Below are 15,812 nucleotides of genomic sequence, written 5' to 3'. Positions count from 1 at the left end.
TAGGAATCAAAGATCTTAGTTACTAAGACTTACTGAATAGTAATTTATACTATTCATACTAGATGTAGTTATAAGAAAATAATATTTATTTGAGATTTTTTTAAGGTACTACTGAAAACAACTTTTAATTATGTCTAAAAAACAAGCCCAATTAATCAATTTTTTGAAGTGGGAGCTGTCCATCTCAGAGTCTGCGATCGCTACTGCTTTACGGCATCAGGAAGAAGGCTGTAATCAATTGCCCATGATACTTTGGCAATATGGTCTCGTAACATTGAAACAATTAGACCAAATATTTGATTGGCTACAAACGGCCAGTGTTTAATGAATTGCTTCGCTTAAGCACCATTACACTTATTTTTTCACCTGCAGCATAAAGTATTCAGGGCTGAAAAAGTGTGTAATTAATTTTGTGTACTTGCTGAATAGTAAGCAAGAAGTTGCAGAGGGAATGAGTCTGAGATTAATGAAAATGGTAAGCTTAAATAAGTACCTTTTTCTTGAGATAATCCTGCAATGATGGCTCAAATCAAAGATTATACCTTTTAATAATTGCACTGTGAGCCTTAAGATTTAAAGACTTGAGAGTACAACGCTATATTTATTATTATTTCAATCTAATCAAAAATGAGGAACTGATTATTATTAGCCCCTCAATAGATATGCCATTTTTTCTGAAATCTATAATTTCCAAGGTATTTCCCAAACTTTGTAGGCATCAACAACTTCTAAATTCCTAATTTCAATTTGAATCCTTTTACAGATTTTTCCCCGTCTACAGCACTTTCTTCGAAAGGACTTCCTAATTTAGGTTTATCCTGTTTTTTAGGAATAGATACCCCTGGTATAACTTCTATATCTTCCTGTTGACGACGCAGTTCATAGGGTTTAATTCCATTAGATTCTGATTCATCAATATATCTGCGATAATTATCATTAGTAATTGATCTACCTTCTACTGTTTTTAGAGAGTCTCCGGATACAGTTGCTTCAGGAGGAAGACTATTTAATTGTGCTTTCGCAACATGGGTAAAAGAGAGTAAGAGTGTACTAATACCCAATATAGCAATAATTATGTTCATGATTTATTCTATTTTAAGTGAATAATTTTTGTTCTAGTATGTAAATGCCTAAAAATACTAGGGTTAGGAAAACCTCTTCTACGTCTACAAATATATTTTTAGTATAGTCACTAAATTTAAATAGTGATATTCTCTTCATAATTTATTTTATTTTGAGTGAATTTTTAATATGTAAATACCTCAAAATACTAGGGCTAGGAAAACCTATTAGACATCTCAAAATATGTTTTCAGCATAACAGTAATTTAAAATAAAATATGTTACTAATAGCATCAAAACTTATATTTAAGACTAAGAAAATCAACCTTAGCTGGCAATGAAGATTTAAACACTATTGATTTAGGAGTCGAATACTCAGGGATAAAAATAAATAGTTTAAAGATTATTATATTGACTTAAAAATTAATTTTTAATACAAGAAAAATAGCATGAAAATATCATACTTTTTTTTCAATTATTTGTCAGATTATTTTTTTTGTTATTAGTCAAATAATCATTAAAAAAATCATTAAATATTTTTCTTATTGATATACATTAAAAAAAAATATTCTGCTATTTAATTCACCTAAAAATAGCAATTAAACTATATTTTTTTGCCTTATAAATATCAAAAATAATCACAAAAATTGCTTAAAATGTGATACAATTAAAAATATGAACCTAAATACTTATTTAGATTCATAAATATTATTTTGTAGTCAGACTAATTGTGTACTAGTTGTGTATAAATAGTAATTTTTGTAGTTGACACTATTGTAAACATCACTATATCTACAGAAATATGGACTTTAGATATTATCAATTAAATTGGTATAAGACTATGTAAACAGGGCGCAGAAATTTATAAATCCTCAAACCTAATCAGGGATTAACTATTACTTCTAACCTGGAACCCTAGGGTCTCAGGTGGATTTTATTTCAAACCTTCTGAGTAGTGCAATTGCCAACTCTGCAATACCATTTTATGTACTTCTATCAAAGGCATATTTTCCTGTCTAGCTAATGCAGCACAATCTTCATATTCCGGTTGTACATTCACAATTTTCTCCCCCTTCTTTGCTACTTTTAGTCGGATGGCTCCATATTCTGTTTGCACCTGATGAATTTCTCGCTTCAAAATACTCCGTTGTTGAATAGAGCAACGAATACCCAAAGTCGTAGTCTCTTGAAATATTACTTCTTCACAAGCAGACAACTTTTCTGGTGTACAAATAACAGTTAGTAAAACTCCCAAACGAGATTTCTTCATAGTTACAGGCTGACTAAAAACATCCAAGGCTCCCGCAGCAAACAGAGCATCAAAAGTATAAGCGATAGTTTGAGGAGAACAATCATCTATTTGAGTTTCCAACACTGACACAGTTTCTAGGTGAATATCTTGAGAAGTGGGAGCATCAGATTTTGTAATTTGAAAATTTTGAGTACTAGCTTTTCCTTCACCGATCCATAAGCGAAGAATATTAGGAATAGCTAAATTCTGGGAACCTGCTCCCAAACCTACTCGTTCCAAAAACATTGGCGGTGGTGGACCAAAACTACTAGCAAAAGTACAAGCGATCGCGCTACCTGTAGGAGTACACAATTCTTTTTCCAAACCATTACTATAAATCGGAACATTATGCAACTCCCAAAGTTTGAGCACTGCTGGTACAGGTACAGGTAATCGACCATGAGCTGCTTTAACAGTTCCTCCACCAATAGGCAGAGGTGAACAATACAGTAAGTCAATGTCCAACCAATCTAACCCCAAACAAGTTCCTACAATATCAATAATTGCATCAGTTGCCCCCACTTCGTGAAAATGTACTTGCTTTGGGGCAATACCATGTACAGCCCCCTCTGCTTCTGCTAACTTACGAAACACTTTTAAACTCCAATCTTCAGCACGTTGGGGCAACCCTGCTTTTTTGATTAATGCTTCAATTTCTGGCAAATGGCGGTGATGAGTATGATGATGTTTTTTTGTGCTAGATTTATTTTCTAAATTATGAGTGTGATGATGGTCATGGTGATGATCAAAAGTCAGAGGTTCCCCGTCTTCAGGATTTGCATGAATAAGTCTAACATGAAATTTTGTAGCAACTAAACCATTACGATGGACTTTCTCAGCACTTAACTGATATTCTTGAGAAATACCCAACAGATTTAGTTTTTCTATTAGATAGTTTAGAGGAACACCAACATGGACTAAAGCACCCAGACACATATCGCCTGCAATACCAGTGGGACATTCAAAATAAGCTATTTTGTTCATAAATTAGGGAACTTAGTTATCAGTTATGAGTAACTCCTACTGAATTAGGAGGCAAAAAAATACTAGAATCTTCTTATAATAAGGAGAGCCTTTATCCTTAATATTTTAGGACTACCCAAAGATAATAGTTTCAATTTAACTTTTAACTTTTAACTTTTAACTTTTAACTTTTGATTAAAAAATAAGGTCTCTGCCTTTTTTAAGGGGATGAAGAAAATATTCGATTCAGTATTTCAAGCATAAGGTTTTAATGGTTGGTACTGATAACTGATAACTGAAATAACTTTTGGCTAAAAAAAATGGCAACTTTTTACGAACTTCATCCTGATACTCCCCAAAATAGACGTGTAGAAAAAATTATCAATGATCTTAAAGATGGGGCAGTAATGCTTTATCCCACAGATACTGTTTACGCAATAGGTTGTGACCTCTATGTTAAATCTGCTGTAGAAAAAGTTAGACAAATTAAGCAATTGTCTAATGATAAGCCTCTGACATTCCTCTGTTCCTCTTTGTCCAACATTGCCAATTATGCTGTGGTGAATGACTCAGCCTACCGGATTATTAAACGTCTAATTCCTGGCCCTTACACATTTGTGCTGCCTGCAACCAAGTTAGTCCCACGTCTGGTTATGAGTCCAAAACGTAAAACAACCGGTATTCGGGTTCCTAATAATCAAGTTTGCTTGACCTTATTAAAGGCCTTAGACAATCCTATTATTTCCACATCAGCTAACATTACCAGTGATGCAGAAGGAATAGCTCCAATAAAGGTAGAAGTAGTCACGGGTAAAGCAGAGTTGTTTGATTGTCTAGAAAATCTTGTGGATATAATTGTAGATGATGGTTCTGACTCAATATATCAAGTATCAACTATCCTTGACTTAACTGGCCATCAGCCAAATCTGATTCGTCAAGGTCTTGGAGTTGAGGCTGTAATATCTCTGATTAGTTAATACAGCAATTCTCACTGCTGGAAGGGTTAACATTTAGTAGGCAATGTTCCTACACCATAAGAGTTTTACTATTCACAACTTGTACTTATGATGTACGATCAGATACTGTATTTGCTTTTTGAGGGCTTATAGCATTTCTCAAAAAGTTTTTTACTTGCAATTTGAGTAAGGGGACTCACTCCTAGCCCCAATAGTGGAAGACTAGGAACGTTCTATACAATGCCTATATAACACAAGAATAATTGAGATACTCCTGGTCAATAATTATCCAAAAGGTTGTTATGCCTATGTTAATTACTCAATAATTTAAGTATGACTTAAGTTTCAAAAATATTGTATAATAATTAGTATTACAAAACCTAACAAAAAACCGGGTTTACTGCCCTGACTATTGTTTTTCCTACTAATCTGAGGCAAGACCCGTGAATGCCTGTAGAGATATTACTACCAAATCTTACGTAGAAAGAGGAAGTAAATGTTACAAAGATCATAACCAATAATGTTTTACAATAGTTTAATGAAGCACTTAGTTGTAGCACTATCGTTCCATAGCATCTTAATAGATATCTCCAGAAAAGGTAATCAGGCCTTTACTCCGCTGTTCTAAAATTGGTATTTCTGGAGTGGTCTAATATTGCTAAGTGTTGAAACTCAGTCATAAATTACTTCTAACTTCTGATTTCTGACTTATCCATAGCGTTATATATGCCACCTCTCTAACAGATACACAGGTGTTACTGTCAATTGAATAATTGTCACAGTTGCTCTAATTGACTCGGTTTGATGAATAAAGCTTTTATTTTCAATCTATATAAACCTTTCACAGGCTTTTGACATGAATCCGGAAAATATATTTCTGATCGTGAACTTCAAGAATTCATTATGAGTAATAAAACCACATTATAAAAGTGGAACTTTCCTTTGGAAATAGTTGGGTGAGCTTTCCTATAGTTATAAATGTAGAGGCAAGGAACAAATCACATAGATTTCAATCAATATCAAAAACTCTACTATTTTGTAAACTTAGGTTGCTTTTTCAAAAGATAAAATAAAATGACTCTTAAGACTACTTACTCTTTTAACTCCCTAACCAACAACTCTACTACTGCTCTAGAAGTTAGTAATATCCAAGTTGAAGATCAAACTACAGCAAATAATTTACTCGCAATGGATGTTGAAACTTTAGCTGCTGTAGTCTTAAAAGAATTGCAAGGCGCTGCCAAAACTAAACCGGCAAAGGCTGAAACTGTTGCTTTACGTATAGCTAAAGAAGTAGAACGAGTTTGCTTTAAAAGTCATCGGATTCAAAATTCTGGTGAAGTTCGTTCTTGGCAACTTAGTTTAGCCCGTCATCGCTGGCAAAAGTGCTTACAATATTACAAACTCGGTTCTAAACAAGGTCGAGTAGAATTACACTCTCTGTTAGCTTCTATAGTTTATCGTCATATTGCTTCTTTGGCAACACAGTTAAATTTCCAAGGTCGCTATAACCTAATTGAGGATTTTTTACAAGGGTTTTATATTGAGTCTCTACGAGCTTTCCGCAGAGAACACGTTCTAGAGCAAGATTATACTCCTAAATTTAAGTTAGAATTGGCAGAGTATATGGCGTTTACTGAGCAGTATGCTAAACGTCAAATCGGTTTGCCTGGTAGAAATCGTCAGAGATTAATTGTGCTCAGAGCGCAGGGTTTTGCAAAAGGTCAACCTCCTGAAACTGCTCTTGATATTGAAATGGCGGTTGAGTCTCCCAAAGGTGAAGAGGCAGAAAGTTTTAGTCGTTCTTATGCAGTACAACAAGTTAGAGAACAAATGGTTTCTGAAACTGTTGACCCCGCTGAAGCTGTATTACGCGATCGCGTGGTTTCTGAATTGATTAATTACTTGAGCGCGGCTGGTCAAGAGCAATGTATTGATTATCTGCGCTTAAGACTACAAGATTATCAAGCATCTGATATTGATCAAAAGTTGGGTATAACTTCTCGCCAACGGGATTATTTACAGCAGCGTTTTAAGTATCATGTGGAAAAGTTTGCTCGTTCTCAAAATTGGCAGCTAGTGCATCAGTGGTTAGGTGCTGATATCGACCAAAAATTAGGTATGACTACTGAGCAATGGGATGCTTTCTTAGTTACACTTTCAACTGAGGAGCAGCAAATTTTACAACTTAAGCGAAAAGGTGAAGATGAAAAAGCGATTGCTACTGCTATCAAATGTACTCCTAAAAAGTTACAGAAGCATTGGGCTAAACTTTTGGAAATGGCTTGGGGCTTTCGCAATAGAAATAACAGCTAAGACCAAGTTTAAATAAGGGGTGGGCATTTGTATTCTGAATGTTTGCGATCGCCTATCCTTTGAATTAATTGGCTATTTGCTCTCTTTTTTTTATCATTTAGAAAAAAAATGATACGAACGCTGATTCTGAAAGGTTGGCACTTTCTGAGGTGCAACTCGCTCACCCGGACTAAATAAATTTATTATTGACAACTCAAAGTTTCATTCAATTTATTCGTAAGGATTTATCTCAGAGCAATACAGCTATCAGACTTGCTCCGCCAACACTTCGGTACTCACCCTTGCTAACGTCTGGAAATATTATAAGCTTGATAACAAATCAAACTATACTAAAGTTAAGGCATCAATAGCAATTACTTTTACGTTTACATTTATGTTCATCCAGCTTGCCAGAACCGCCTCAAGTTTTCATCTCTACAATAGGGAGTTTCTTTATTGTTCCCATGCTACCATGTTAGACTGCATCTTTTCGTTGCTCAATCGTCGTTTTACCCCTAGCTGGATAGCTTTTTCATAACACTTGTGCTGATATATAAGCTCCATAAACTAATACTTGGGTAATGATTGATGACGTTTGCATTATCTAACTGCATCAACCTGAAAATAGTTGATTTTTTATTCAATAAAAAACTCAAAATAACTTTTTATTATTATCTTTTATTTAACTATAATTTGAAATGATTGAACACACCGCCAGAACAGTTTTTTCTGCAAAAAAGTACAAAAAAGAGAAAAAGCCTCTTTTAAGAGTATTGACACAAATGTGATTTTGCTTCTCGCGTTTCTTAGCATTTTTACGAATATGTTGGGATTAGCACTCTGGAGATTTTATACTTTTTCCCTTTTATTCCCTATCTCTCGACTTATCATTCATCCTACAAATATGCAACGCCCTATAGAGAAATTAACTGCATATTTATCTCCAAATTCCGACCATTAAATTAAACTAGCCATCACTAACCAAGGATTTTCTGGGGGTAATTTGTCATTAAACGGTAGTTCAAAATTTTCTGGTAGAGTTTCACGCTGGCCTACTTTTTTGTACATGGTGAGTGCAGTATAGAGACTTAGTTTTTTATCTATTGTAGCTGAAAATCAGGTACAATTTATGATTATAAATGCCTTAAATTATGACTATGTAAGTTTTTTAGAGTTAATCAGCAAATTCTAAGTAGGTCAGCATGAATAAAGATTAAAATAAAAAATATGAAAAAGAGTATAAAAGAAACTCCTCAAAAAGTTTTCAGTGTTTTAAGTTTTTCTTGCTATTGCATTGATTATTAAACCTACTTACTTAGGTTATATAGGTAATAAATAAATATAAAAATTGTTAAAGCTATTTTTACATTACTCTTTAATATTCTCTATACTTTCCATTTATTGAATTTTTTATTCAGGACTTCAACAATTTTTATTGTGGGTATTCAGAGAGATATGATATCAATATCTAAATCATTCCAATATATATAAGCTTGTCAATATTTTTGATTTCTTTTATAAGGTAGTAATTCCACTATATTTACCATGATTTAAACAAAATATTTTATAAATTTTTTGGGATTAAAAAAATTATCAAATTTCTACATCAATTTACTTGATATTTATGGATAAATACATGATTGTAGTTTAATTATTAACCTTATAAAGAAAAGGAGTATTGACAAAATATTATAGAAATTTTAAGTAAAGTTCTTAGAAATTTAGTTAGAAATCATTCATAGCCAGATAATTCATAAGAAGTTTGAGAAATGAAGTTAATCTTACTCTTAAAATAATAAATAATGACTAATAAAAATAATACTAATGTTCATACAGACATTGTCGTTCATAAAATAATCCATTCAAGAGGTTGATCATCTCAGTAACTGGCAGGTTGAGTATATGATTCCATATTTAGGAAATTTCTAAAAAACTTAAAATTATCAACCGTAGTACAAATTTGATATAGATGCTGTCTTTAAGTTCACCATTATTTGAATTATTGACAACTACGATTTTTGTCAGCAACTTTGTCTTTAATCTCTTTAGCTGTTTTTGCCAGAGTCAAAGAGCTTTCCGCAATATCTACAGGTAGTCTTGGTATATCTGCTAAGGAAGCACGAGATAAATCCAACAAAAGTTGACGTACCTTTCCCACCCATTCTAGGGAATCTGAAGGAATAATTAGACTATCAGCTTTTTCTTGGATACTTTTAGCTTTATTGGCCAGTGGTAGAGCTCTTTCAGCAACATTTTCTGGTAGTAATGGTTGATCTGAAACAGAAGCACGAGCAATCTCAAGCAACAATTGATGAACTTTCTCTATCCAGTCAGTATCTGAGTAATGGGAATTTAAATTATTCATAACTAGTGCTAATTTGTTTCAAAATATGAGAAGTAACATTTTTTTGAGAGGGAAATTTTTACTTTTCAGTTAATTGCCAGACCCCATCCCAATCTTTTGAAGGAAGTTCGGCCTGAAATAGCTGACAACGACCAACGTGTAACTTGGCTGCTTTATTCTTTGGGTCAATATTCAGAACTTCTCTAAATTCAGCTTCAGCAAGTGCAAAAGCTTCTTTAATAGAATTATCTGTTAAGTTTTTCTCTTTGGATGGCCTCAAATAATACTCCCGTCCTTGATGATAGTGACCAACAATCTGATGTTGTTTGTCAGTCAATTCTTGTTTGAGATCACCTTCCTTAAAGCCCAAAAGTTCATATATTTTGACAGGTTTACTTTTTCCCTTCACAGTAATTAAGTCTAGCTCCCGAACCCAAAGCAATTCTTTGTAAGGTTGATAAGTATTATCACTAATAATCAAATCTGTACCATACTGTTTACTTGTACCTTCAAGGCGAGAGGCCAGGTTAACACCATCTCCAATAGAAGTTAGCTCCATACGTTTACTAGAGCCAATATTACCACTAACTACTTCGTCTGAGTGAATCCCTATACCAATACTGATGGCCTTTTTATCCTTAGCTAGACGATCTTTATTAAACAGCTGCAAGCGTTGGCGCATTTCTACAGCAGTTTGCATGGCATATAAAGGATGATCTTCTAACGGAGCTGGAGATCCAAAGACTGCCATTATCGCATCTCCTATATATTTATCAAGAGTGCCTTTGTATTTGAAAACAACATCTACCATTTCTTCAAAATATTCATTTAACAAACTGACCACTTGTTCAGCACTCATGTTTTCTGTCAAAGTAGTGTAACTACGAATATCACTGAAAAGTACAGAAACCTGTTGAAGTTTACCTCCTAAACCAGTGTCACCACTTGCTAATAATTGTTCTGCGACTTTTGGTGTCATGTAACGATACATCAAATTTTTAACTTGCTTTTCTCCTGTTATATCTTCCATCACTATCAACACACCATTCACCCTCTCCGGTTCCAAAACATCAATCATTGAGTTAATTGACAAATTAATACTTTGAGGAGGTAAATCTCCTTGAGGCAATAAAGTTTGATCTGGGTAATACTGCTGGTACTCTTTACTCTCATTAGGGGAAAGTGCTACATCTAACCATTTAGAAAATTCACCTTCTTTAAGGCGAACCAAATCTTTTACAGATTTACCTTCTAGTATATCTGTATAACTAATACCTAGTAAATCTCTAGCGCTTTCATTTGTAGCAATGACTTGACCTTTTTTGTCAGTAGATATTACTCCATTGGACAGACTGCGCAAAATATCCTTTTGCCTTTGTTGTTCTTGTTTGACTGTATCAAATAATTTCGCGTTTTGAAGAGCTACCCCTGCTTGAATATTAAAAGCCTTCATAAACTCTAAATCATCACGATTAAAACTAGCTTTCCATTGTTCTGGTGCATTAGGCCAATTAGCGGGGTTATAAGCTGGATACTCTCCTTGTTTCTTTTTATTAACCAACTGAGTCACACCAATTAGTTCATTATTATCATTAAAAACAGGCATACACAATAGACTGCAGGTACGATAACCTGTTTTTTCGTCTGTTTCTTTGGCTGTAACTGAACGAGAATCTTTATAAACATCAAAAGGAATTAGTAGTGTTTCACCAGACGTGGCAACCATACCAACGAAACCTTGGTTTTTATCTATTCGGATTTCGGTTCGCTTACCATCAATTAAGATTTTTGTCCAGAGTTGATTTTTATCGTTATCTATAAGCCAGATGGTACTACGATCTGCATTCATCAGTTCCCGGGCCTGATACATGACTTTGTCTAGGGTATCTTCTAAGTCTAGGCTACTTTTGCTAAGGGAGTCTACAGCTTTCATTAAAGCTTCTGCTGCCCTTTGTCTTTGGGTGGCTGCATAAAATGATTTAGAAGATTCTAGTATGAGACTAATAGAAGGAGCAAATTCATTAAATACTCTTTCATCTTCTTCGGTAAATCCATTGACATCTATTTTGTCTTCTAAGAGTTCATATTTTTCTACATCTTGTTTTAACTTATTTAGAAGTTGAACAACTGCAATTAAATCTCCAGTTTCTTCTTTTAATAATGGCAGTACTACCATAGTGTAAGTTCGATATCCGTTTTGTTTGTCGAGTTTTTTCGCACTCGCTGAACGGGGATCATCATAAAAATCATAAGGTATGTTAATGACTTTTTTTGCTTGAGCTGATTCGCCAGCTATTCCCTCATTGGCTGGAATTCTTAACTCTAATGGTTTTCCATTAGCTCCTTGAGCAACTGTTGACCAAAGTTCATTCTTTTCTTCATCTAATAACCAAATTGTTGTTCGGTCTGCATTCAATAATTCTCCTGTTTTGAGAGTAATTGAACGTAACATTTCATGGAGAATAGCATCAAATCCTTGAGCTTCTAACAAATTATTGAGCATCCCAAGGGTTTGATTCACTGTCTTTAGTTTTTCTTCAACATCTTTAACAACTCCAACAAAAGTATCTTTTGTTAAAGGAGCCAGAAATTCTGAAAAATTAGCCCCAGAACCAGAATGAACTAATGCACTATTTTCGTTAACTGTTGATTTACTTTGAGAATTATCTCCATTACTGCTATTAATTTGAGAATTTTTATAACCAGAATTATCTTGAGGGAGAGAAACATCATGGCTACTACCCTCTACAACTACTTTCACTTCTATTGGAATTTTATCTTCTTTTGCTATTTGATTTGAAGATGTAGATGTCATAACGTTTTAATTAATTGATATAAGTATTGACATTGGATGCTATTTTTTGTCTGCAAAATTAAGATTTTTATATAATTTTCACTCCATTTGTTAATTAATATTAAGAACTTAAGGCTTTTAAAGCTTCTATAAAAAACTATACTATAGTTTAACATAACAAGTAATTTTCATTGGTTCAGTTTTCATAACTTATTCTTATGTATTTATCAAAATAATGGGCTTCTACCCTACTTTCTCATTAATGGCAACAAAAGTATCTATAGATACTTAGATTTAATTTTTTTGTTCTTAATGAAGAATAATTTATTTCATCTATTAAGGTTTTTTTTGCTTTTTCAAGGTAAATTACCAATTTTTAGAGGGCATAAATCAATAGAAGTTAATCTAAAAGGGAAAAGAAAAATACGGTAATAAGCTAAAAATGGGTAAAACCTTAAATATCTGACTTAACTAACTTGTTTGTTAGAGGTTAAACCATTAATATATAAGATTTAGAGGTTATTTTTGATATATTTTTACTCAATCCCTAATCATTATTCCCAAAATAACCAGTAATATCCGCACTACTCCTTTCCCGCTAGAAGATTACCTATCATGTAGTATAAACATTACAAAAGCTAATTAGAGCAGCAAAACGATAAAACCTTTATCTGATAGAATGGTTCAATCTAGCGATCGCGATCTTAGATACTCAATTATGGCAAAAACTATAATACAAACCCCAAAAAGAATATTTACCAGAACAATTATTGGTACTTATTTCTACTTTAATCTAGCTACGCTAAAGTACAAATATACCGAGTTAGATTTTGGACTTGTTCAGTTGTCTGAAGTTGATTAAATTGGAAAATTTTTTCTAATATACCCTTAAACTTGTTGAATATTTACATCCCAGGAAAAGTGATTTAACAGTTTAAGTCTTAAAAGATGAATAATATATTCAACTCAATTAAAATTAGGAGAATATGTTGGAGTATGAATAAAATCTACAACAATTTTATCTGAATATTTGAGCATTAATGAGATGAAATTTCAATTAAAATTTCATTTTATTTTTATCTGTCTAGTCCAGAGCTAAAATAATAGTCAATTTATCAAATCCTTCTGTTAAAAAATCTTGAGTTAATTGTAAAAAGTCATCCGAAACTTCCTCTGTTTTAGATTTTTCTTTGAATTTTAAATACTCTTGAGCTGTAAAGGCATCAACTGAAATCATTCCATTCAATTTATTTTTACCTCCCTTCTCATTACTGGGTACTTCGGGAGCTGTATTTTTTTTCTGCCCATCTGTAAAAAATACTTGAGCGCTCATAAACAACAAATTCATCAAAAAATACTATTTTTTCTTTCTCTTTTTTAGATGCCAATTTTTTTTAGACTTAAAATAAATGTTTTTTGCTGTTCTTGGCTGGCATTAGCATAATTTATATGGGCTTTTTGACTGATAAATTTAATGCATTTAAAACTTCATATATTCTCATTATTTTCAGTTTTACTCCCTATCTTAATTAAATAACATTACTAATAATTTTACCAGCTCCATTTGTTTCTATCTACCCCATAATCTCTAGGCAATTCTTCCAGTATCATTCTTTTTAATTCCTGTTTCTGCTCTATCTTTAATCTTAATGATACTTGGTGAGTGATTGGTGCTACTAAATTCTTTAATCCTCCTTCTAAAAATTAATCTATTCAAGTAGATAAAGTTTGATAATGACAATCTAATAAATCTGATACTTCTGTTCTAGTTTTTCCTTCATACAAGTATTGAATTGCCAAGAATCTTTTCCTTAAATATTCTTGTTGACACTTGTAGTACAATTATGGCCACAATTCTAAATTTAATTAGCGATCGCCTAACCTAAAAGTTTTATTCCCTAAAGATTTAATCATGATTCATCCCTTATTACCTATTATGTAATAACATATGTTAAATAATAGGTAATTTTCTAGCAGGAAGGGAGTAGCAGTATTAGTCTGTGGAGTGACGATTAAATTACAAATAGGTTTAGTCTTGGTTTTTTGTGCGATAAAACATAAACCATTAGCCTCCTTCAGAGGAGTGTCCCTCACCGTGAGGTTCAGGGATTATGTTTTGTCACTTAAGGGCAATATCAGTAGGATGTCAAAGATTTACTATTCACCTCCAAAACTGGAACTAGAAATAGGAGTAATCGAATTTTTCTCGCGTTTAGTTGCGGCTTGAGTTAAAAGAGATTCTGCAAAAGCAATAGCTTCTTGAACTGATCTACCACTAGCTAATTGTGCGAGCTCTTCTCGTCGTTGATAATTATCCAGGCTTTTCACTCTAACTATTGTTCTCTCCTCAGAATTGTGATCATTTGAATCAACATTAGCTACTTGCTGAATTACTTGCTTGCTAACATTAAAATGATGGTCTGCCATTGCAGCAACTATAGGTTGGTGAGTTACACATAGAACTTGATGTTGGCGACTAAGTTGGTGTAACTTTTCTGAAATAGCTCCTGCTACTCTTCCTGAAACTCCTACATCTATTTCATCAAAAACTAGAGTATCTGATGCTTCAATTTGAGAAAAACAAGCTTTCAGTGCTAATAAAAACCGACTCATTTCTCCTCCAGAAGCAGTTAAATTTAGAGGTTGTAGTGGTTCACCAGGATTAGAACTAAAACAAAATGTAAGGTGGTCAGCACCTGTAATTGTCGGAGTAATAGAAGTAATTTGTACCTTAAATTTCACTTTCTCCATAGCAAGGGGCTTTAATTCTTCTACCAAATGTGTTTCCAATTTAGCAGCAGCACTATGGCGTTGCAAACTAAGTTCGTGACATTTATTTTGTAATTCAATCTGATCTTCTTGATATACTTTTTCTAGTGCTTCAAGGGACTCTCCTCCTTCAAGTAGTTCTTTAAGTTCTGCTTGTATTCTGTGATAATAATTAATGCCTTCTTCTAGAGTGGGTCCATACTTACGACAAATTTGTTTAAGTTCTTGAATTCTTTCTTCTACATCCTGTAATCTTTGAGGATCTGCTTCTAATTGCTCACCATAACTGCTAATTTGTCGGCTAGCTTCAACAACTTGAGCTAGAGCTTCACTAATCATTTCTGATATTGATTGTAATGTGCAGTCGTAGTTTACCATATCATTTAATATTGTTTCTGCTTTTCCTAAAAGATCTGCTGCTGCTGAATTATCACCTTCATTTTGATATAAAGCTTGATATATTTGATAACTTTGATGTTGCAGTTCAACTACATGACTAAGGCGTTGACTTTCTTGTATTAGTTGCTCTAATTCTTGAGGCTCAGTAAGATTAGCTTTATCTAATTCTTGTACCTGGTATTCTAATAAGTCTATTCTTTGTAAACGTTGCTGCTCTGACTGGCGACGGTTTTCTAACGCTACTTTGGTTTTTTGAGCTTTTTGATAGCTAATATTTACGGCTTCTCGACATTTGAGTAGGGAATAACCACCATATAAATCAAGCCATTCTCTTTGCAGATTAGTATTTCCCAATTGTAAAGTCTGGCCTTGAGCTGTAATCTCTACTAAGCGATCGCGAAGTTGGTCTATTATTTTCCGGTTAACTAGAACCCCATTTACACGAGACCTTGTGCGCAGGGAGTCTTGAGTTACAATAATTTCGCGACTACAAATTACTAATGTATCATCTACCGGATCTATTTCTTGACCTCTTAACCATTCAGCTAGATCTGGATTAATTTTAAAGGTTGCTTCTAAAATAGCTCGTCTAGTTCCTGTTCTGATAATACGACGGTCTATCTTAGCACCTAGGGCAGCATTAAGAGCATCTAAGATAATGGACTTTCCGGCACCTGTTTCACCTGTGAAGACATTTAGACCGGAACCTAATTTTAGTTCGAGATGGTCTATGAGGGCAAAGTTATTAATGCGAAGAGATATAAGCATTTATTCAAGGAAGGAATAGGGAATAAGATCAGATTCAATATTTGCTCTTGACTTTTATTCTTCTTCAATTGCTTGAAGTGAGTTAGGTCAAAAGTCAAAAATTATTTTTGAGTGTATAGTTTGAATCCCCAATTTTTCTGGATGCATTCAAAATAAAATTATAATTATTATA

At 33.3% G+C, this 15,812-nt stretch carries 11 protein-coding genes; 4 read left to right on the top strand and 7 right to left on the bottom strand.

Annotated elements, in window-relative coordinates; genetic code table 11:
* Positions 1-130 precede the first annotated feature (130 nt).
* A complete protein-coding gene (locus tag TERY_RS03105; RefSeq protein WP_011610486.1) occupies positions 131-325 on the top strand; it encodes a DUF2949 domain-containing protein in 195 nt (64 codons plus the stop codon).
* 403 nt (positions 326-728) lie between these two features.
* On the opposite strand, the gene TERY_RS03100 is transcribed toward TERY_RS03105, so the two are convergent.
* Both TERY_RS03100 and larC read right to left on the bottom strand, forming a co-directional pair.
* On the bottom strand, positions 729-1,082 hold the full coding sequence (locus TERY_RS03100; protein ID WP_011610485.1) for a hypothetical protein: 354 nt from the start codon (positions 1,080-1,082) through the stop codon (positions 729-731).
* Positions 1,083-1,995: 913 nt separating this feature from the next.
* Entirely contained in the window at positions 1,996-3,336 is a 1,341-nt protein-coding gene (gene larC, locus TERY_RS03095; RefSeq protein ID WP_011610484.1) for a nickel pincer cofactor biosynthesis protein LarC, read from the bottom strand.
* A 299-nt stretch (positions 3,337-3,635) separates the two neighbouring features.
* Here larC and TERY_RS03090 point away from each other — a divergent pair, with 299 nt between their 5' ends.
* Positions 3,636-4,292: an L-threonylcarbamoyladenylate synthase gene (locus TERY_RS03090; RefSeq protein ID WP_011610483.1), complete on the top strand. Its 657-nt coding sequence runs from the start codon at positions 3,636-3,638 to the stop codon at positions 4,290-4,292.
* 1,053 nt (positions 4,293-5,345) lie between these two features.
* Positions 5,346-6,587, top strand: a complete 1,242-nt coding sequence (locus TERY_RS03085) for a HetZ-related protein (RefSeq protein ID WP_011610482.1) — start codon at positions 5,346-5,348, stop codon at positions 6,585-6,587.
* A gap of 1,978 nt (positions 6,588-8,565) precedes the next feature.
* Here the strand turns inward: TERY_RS03085 and TERY_RS03080 are convergent.
* Positions 8,566-8,931 (bottom strand): hypothetical protein, encoded by a 366-nt coding sequence (locus tag TERY_RS03080; RefSeq protein WP_011610481.1) that lies wholly within the window; start codon positions 8,929-8,931, stop codon positions 8,566-8,568.
* Positions 8,932-8,989: 58 nt separating this feature from the next.
* Complete coding sequence (locus TERY_RS03075) at positions 8,990-11,725, bottom strand: GAF domain-containing protein (RefSeq protein ID WP_011610480.1); 2,736 nt, start codon at positions 11,723-11,725, stop codon at positions 8,990-8,992.
* Between the two features lie 658 nt (positions 11,726-12,383).
* On the opposite strand from TERY_RS03075, the gene TERY_RS34400 reads away from it, so the two are divergent.
* Positions 12,384-12,566: a hypothetical protein gene (locus tag TERY_RS34400; RefSeq protein WP_196797208.1), complete on the top strand. Its 183-nt coding sequence runs from the start codon at positions 12,384-12,386 to the stop codon at positions 12,564-12,566.
* A gap of 222 nt (positions 12,567-12,788) precedes the next feature.
* On the opposite strand, the gene TERY_RS03070 is transcribed toward TERY_RS34400, so the two are convergent.
* The 3 genes from TERY_RS03070 to recN all read right to left on the bottom strand — a co-directional run bounded on the left by TERY_RS03070 (position 12,789) and on the right by recN (position 15,640).
* Positions 12,789-13,037, bottom strand: coding sequence for a hypothetical protein (locus TERY_RS03070; protein WP_155994280.1), 249 nt, complete (start codon positions 13,035-13,037; stop codon positions 12,789-12,791).
* A 380-nt stretch (positions 13,038-13,417) separates the two neighbouring features.
* Positions 13,418-13,546, bottom strand: a complete 129-nt coding sequence (locus tag TERY_RS34395; protein WP_196797207.1) for a helix-turn-helix domain-containing protein — start codon at positions 13,544-13,546, stop codon at positions 13,418-13,420.
* Between the two features lie 315 nt (positions 13,547-13,861).
* A complete protein-coding gene (gene recN / locus TERY_RS03065; RefSeq protein ID WP_011610478.1) occupies positions 13,862-15,640 on the bottom strand; it encodes a DNA repair protein RecN in 1,779 nt (592 codons plus the stop codon).
* Between the last annotated feature and the right edge of the window lie 172 nt (positions 15,641-15,812).

The organism is Trichodesmium erythraeum IMS101 (assembly GCF_000014265.1).
GTDB lineage: Bacteria > Cyanobacteriota > Cyanobacteriia > Cyanobacteriales > Microcoleaceae > Trichodesmium > Trichodesmium erythraeum.
This window is presented reverse-complemented; position numbering and strand designations above follow the sequence as displayed.

Excerpts from the sequence above, each read along its gene's own strand:
- TERY_RS03105 (WP_011610486.1), top strand. The coding sequence starts at position 131 with ATGTCTAAAAAACAAGCCCAATTAATCAATTTTTTGAAGTGGGAGCTG.
- TERY_RS03100 (WP_011610485.1), bottom strand. The coding sequence starts at position 1,082 with ATGAACATAATTATTGCTATATTGGGTATTAGTACACTCTTACTCTCT.
- larC (WP_011610484.1), bottom strand. The coding sequence starts at position 3,336 with ATGAACAAAATAGCTTATTTTGAATGTCCCACTGGTATTGCAGGCGAT.
- TERY_RS03090 (WP_011610483.1), top strand. The coding sequence starts at position 3,636 with ATGGCAACTTTTTACGAACTTCATCCTGATACTCCCCAAAATAGACGT.
- TERY_RS03085 (WP_011610482.1), top strand. The coding sequence starts at position 5,346 with ATGACTCTTAAGACTACTTACTCTTTTAACTCCCTAACCAACAACTCT.
- TERY_RS03080 (WP_011610481.1), bottom strand. The coding sequence starts at position 8,931 with ATGAATAATTTAAATTCCCATTACTCAGATACTGACTGGATAGAGAAA.
- TERY_RS03075 (WP_011610480.1), bottom strand. The coding sequence starts at position 11,725 with ATGACATCTACATCTTCAAATCAAATAGCAAAAGAAGATAAAATTCCA.
- TERY_RS34400 (WP_196797208.1), top strand. The coding sequence starts at position 12,384 with ATGGTTCAATCTAGCGATCGCGATCTTAGATACTCAATTATGGCAAAA.
- TERY_RS03070 (WP_155994280.1), bottom strand. The coding sequence starts at position 13,037 with ATGAGCGCTCAAGTATTTTTTACAGATGGGCAGAAAAAAAATACAGCT.
- recN (WP_011610478.1), bottom strand. The coding sequence starts at position 15,640 with ATGCTTATATCTCTTCGCATTAATAACTTTGCCCTCATAGACCATCTC.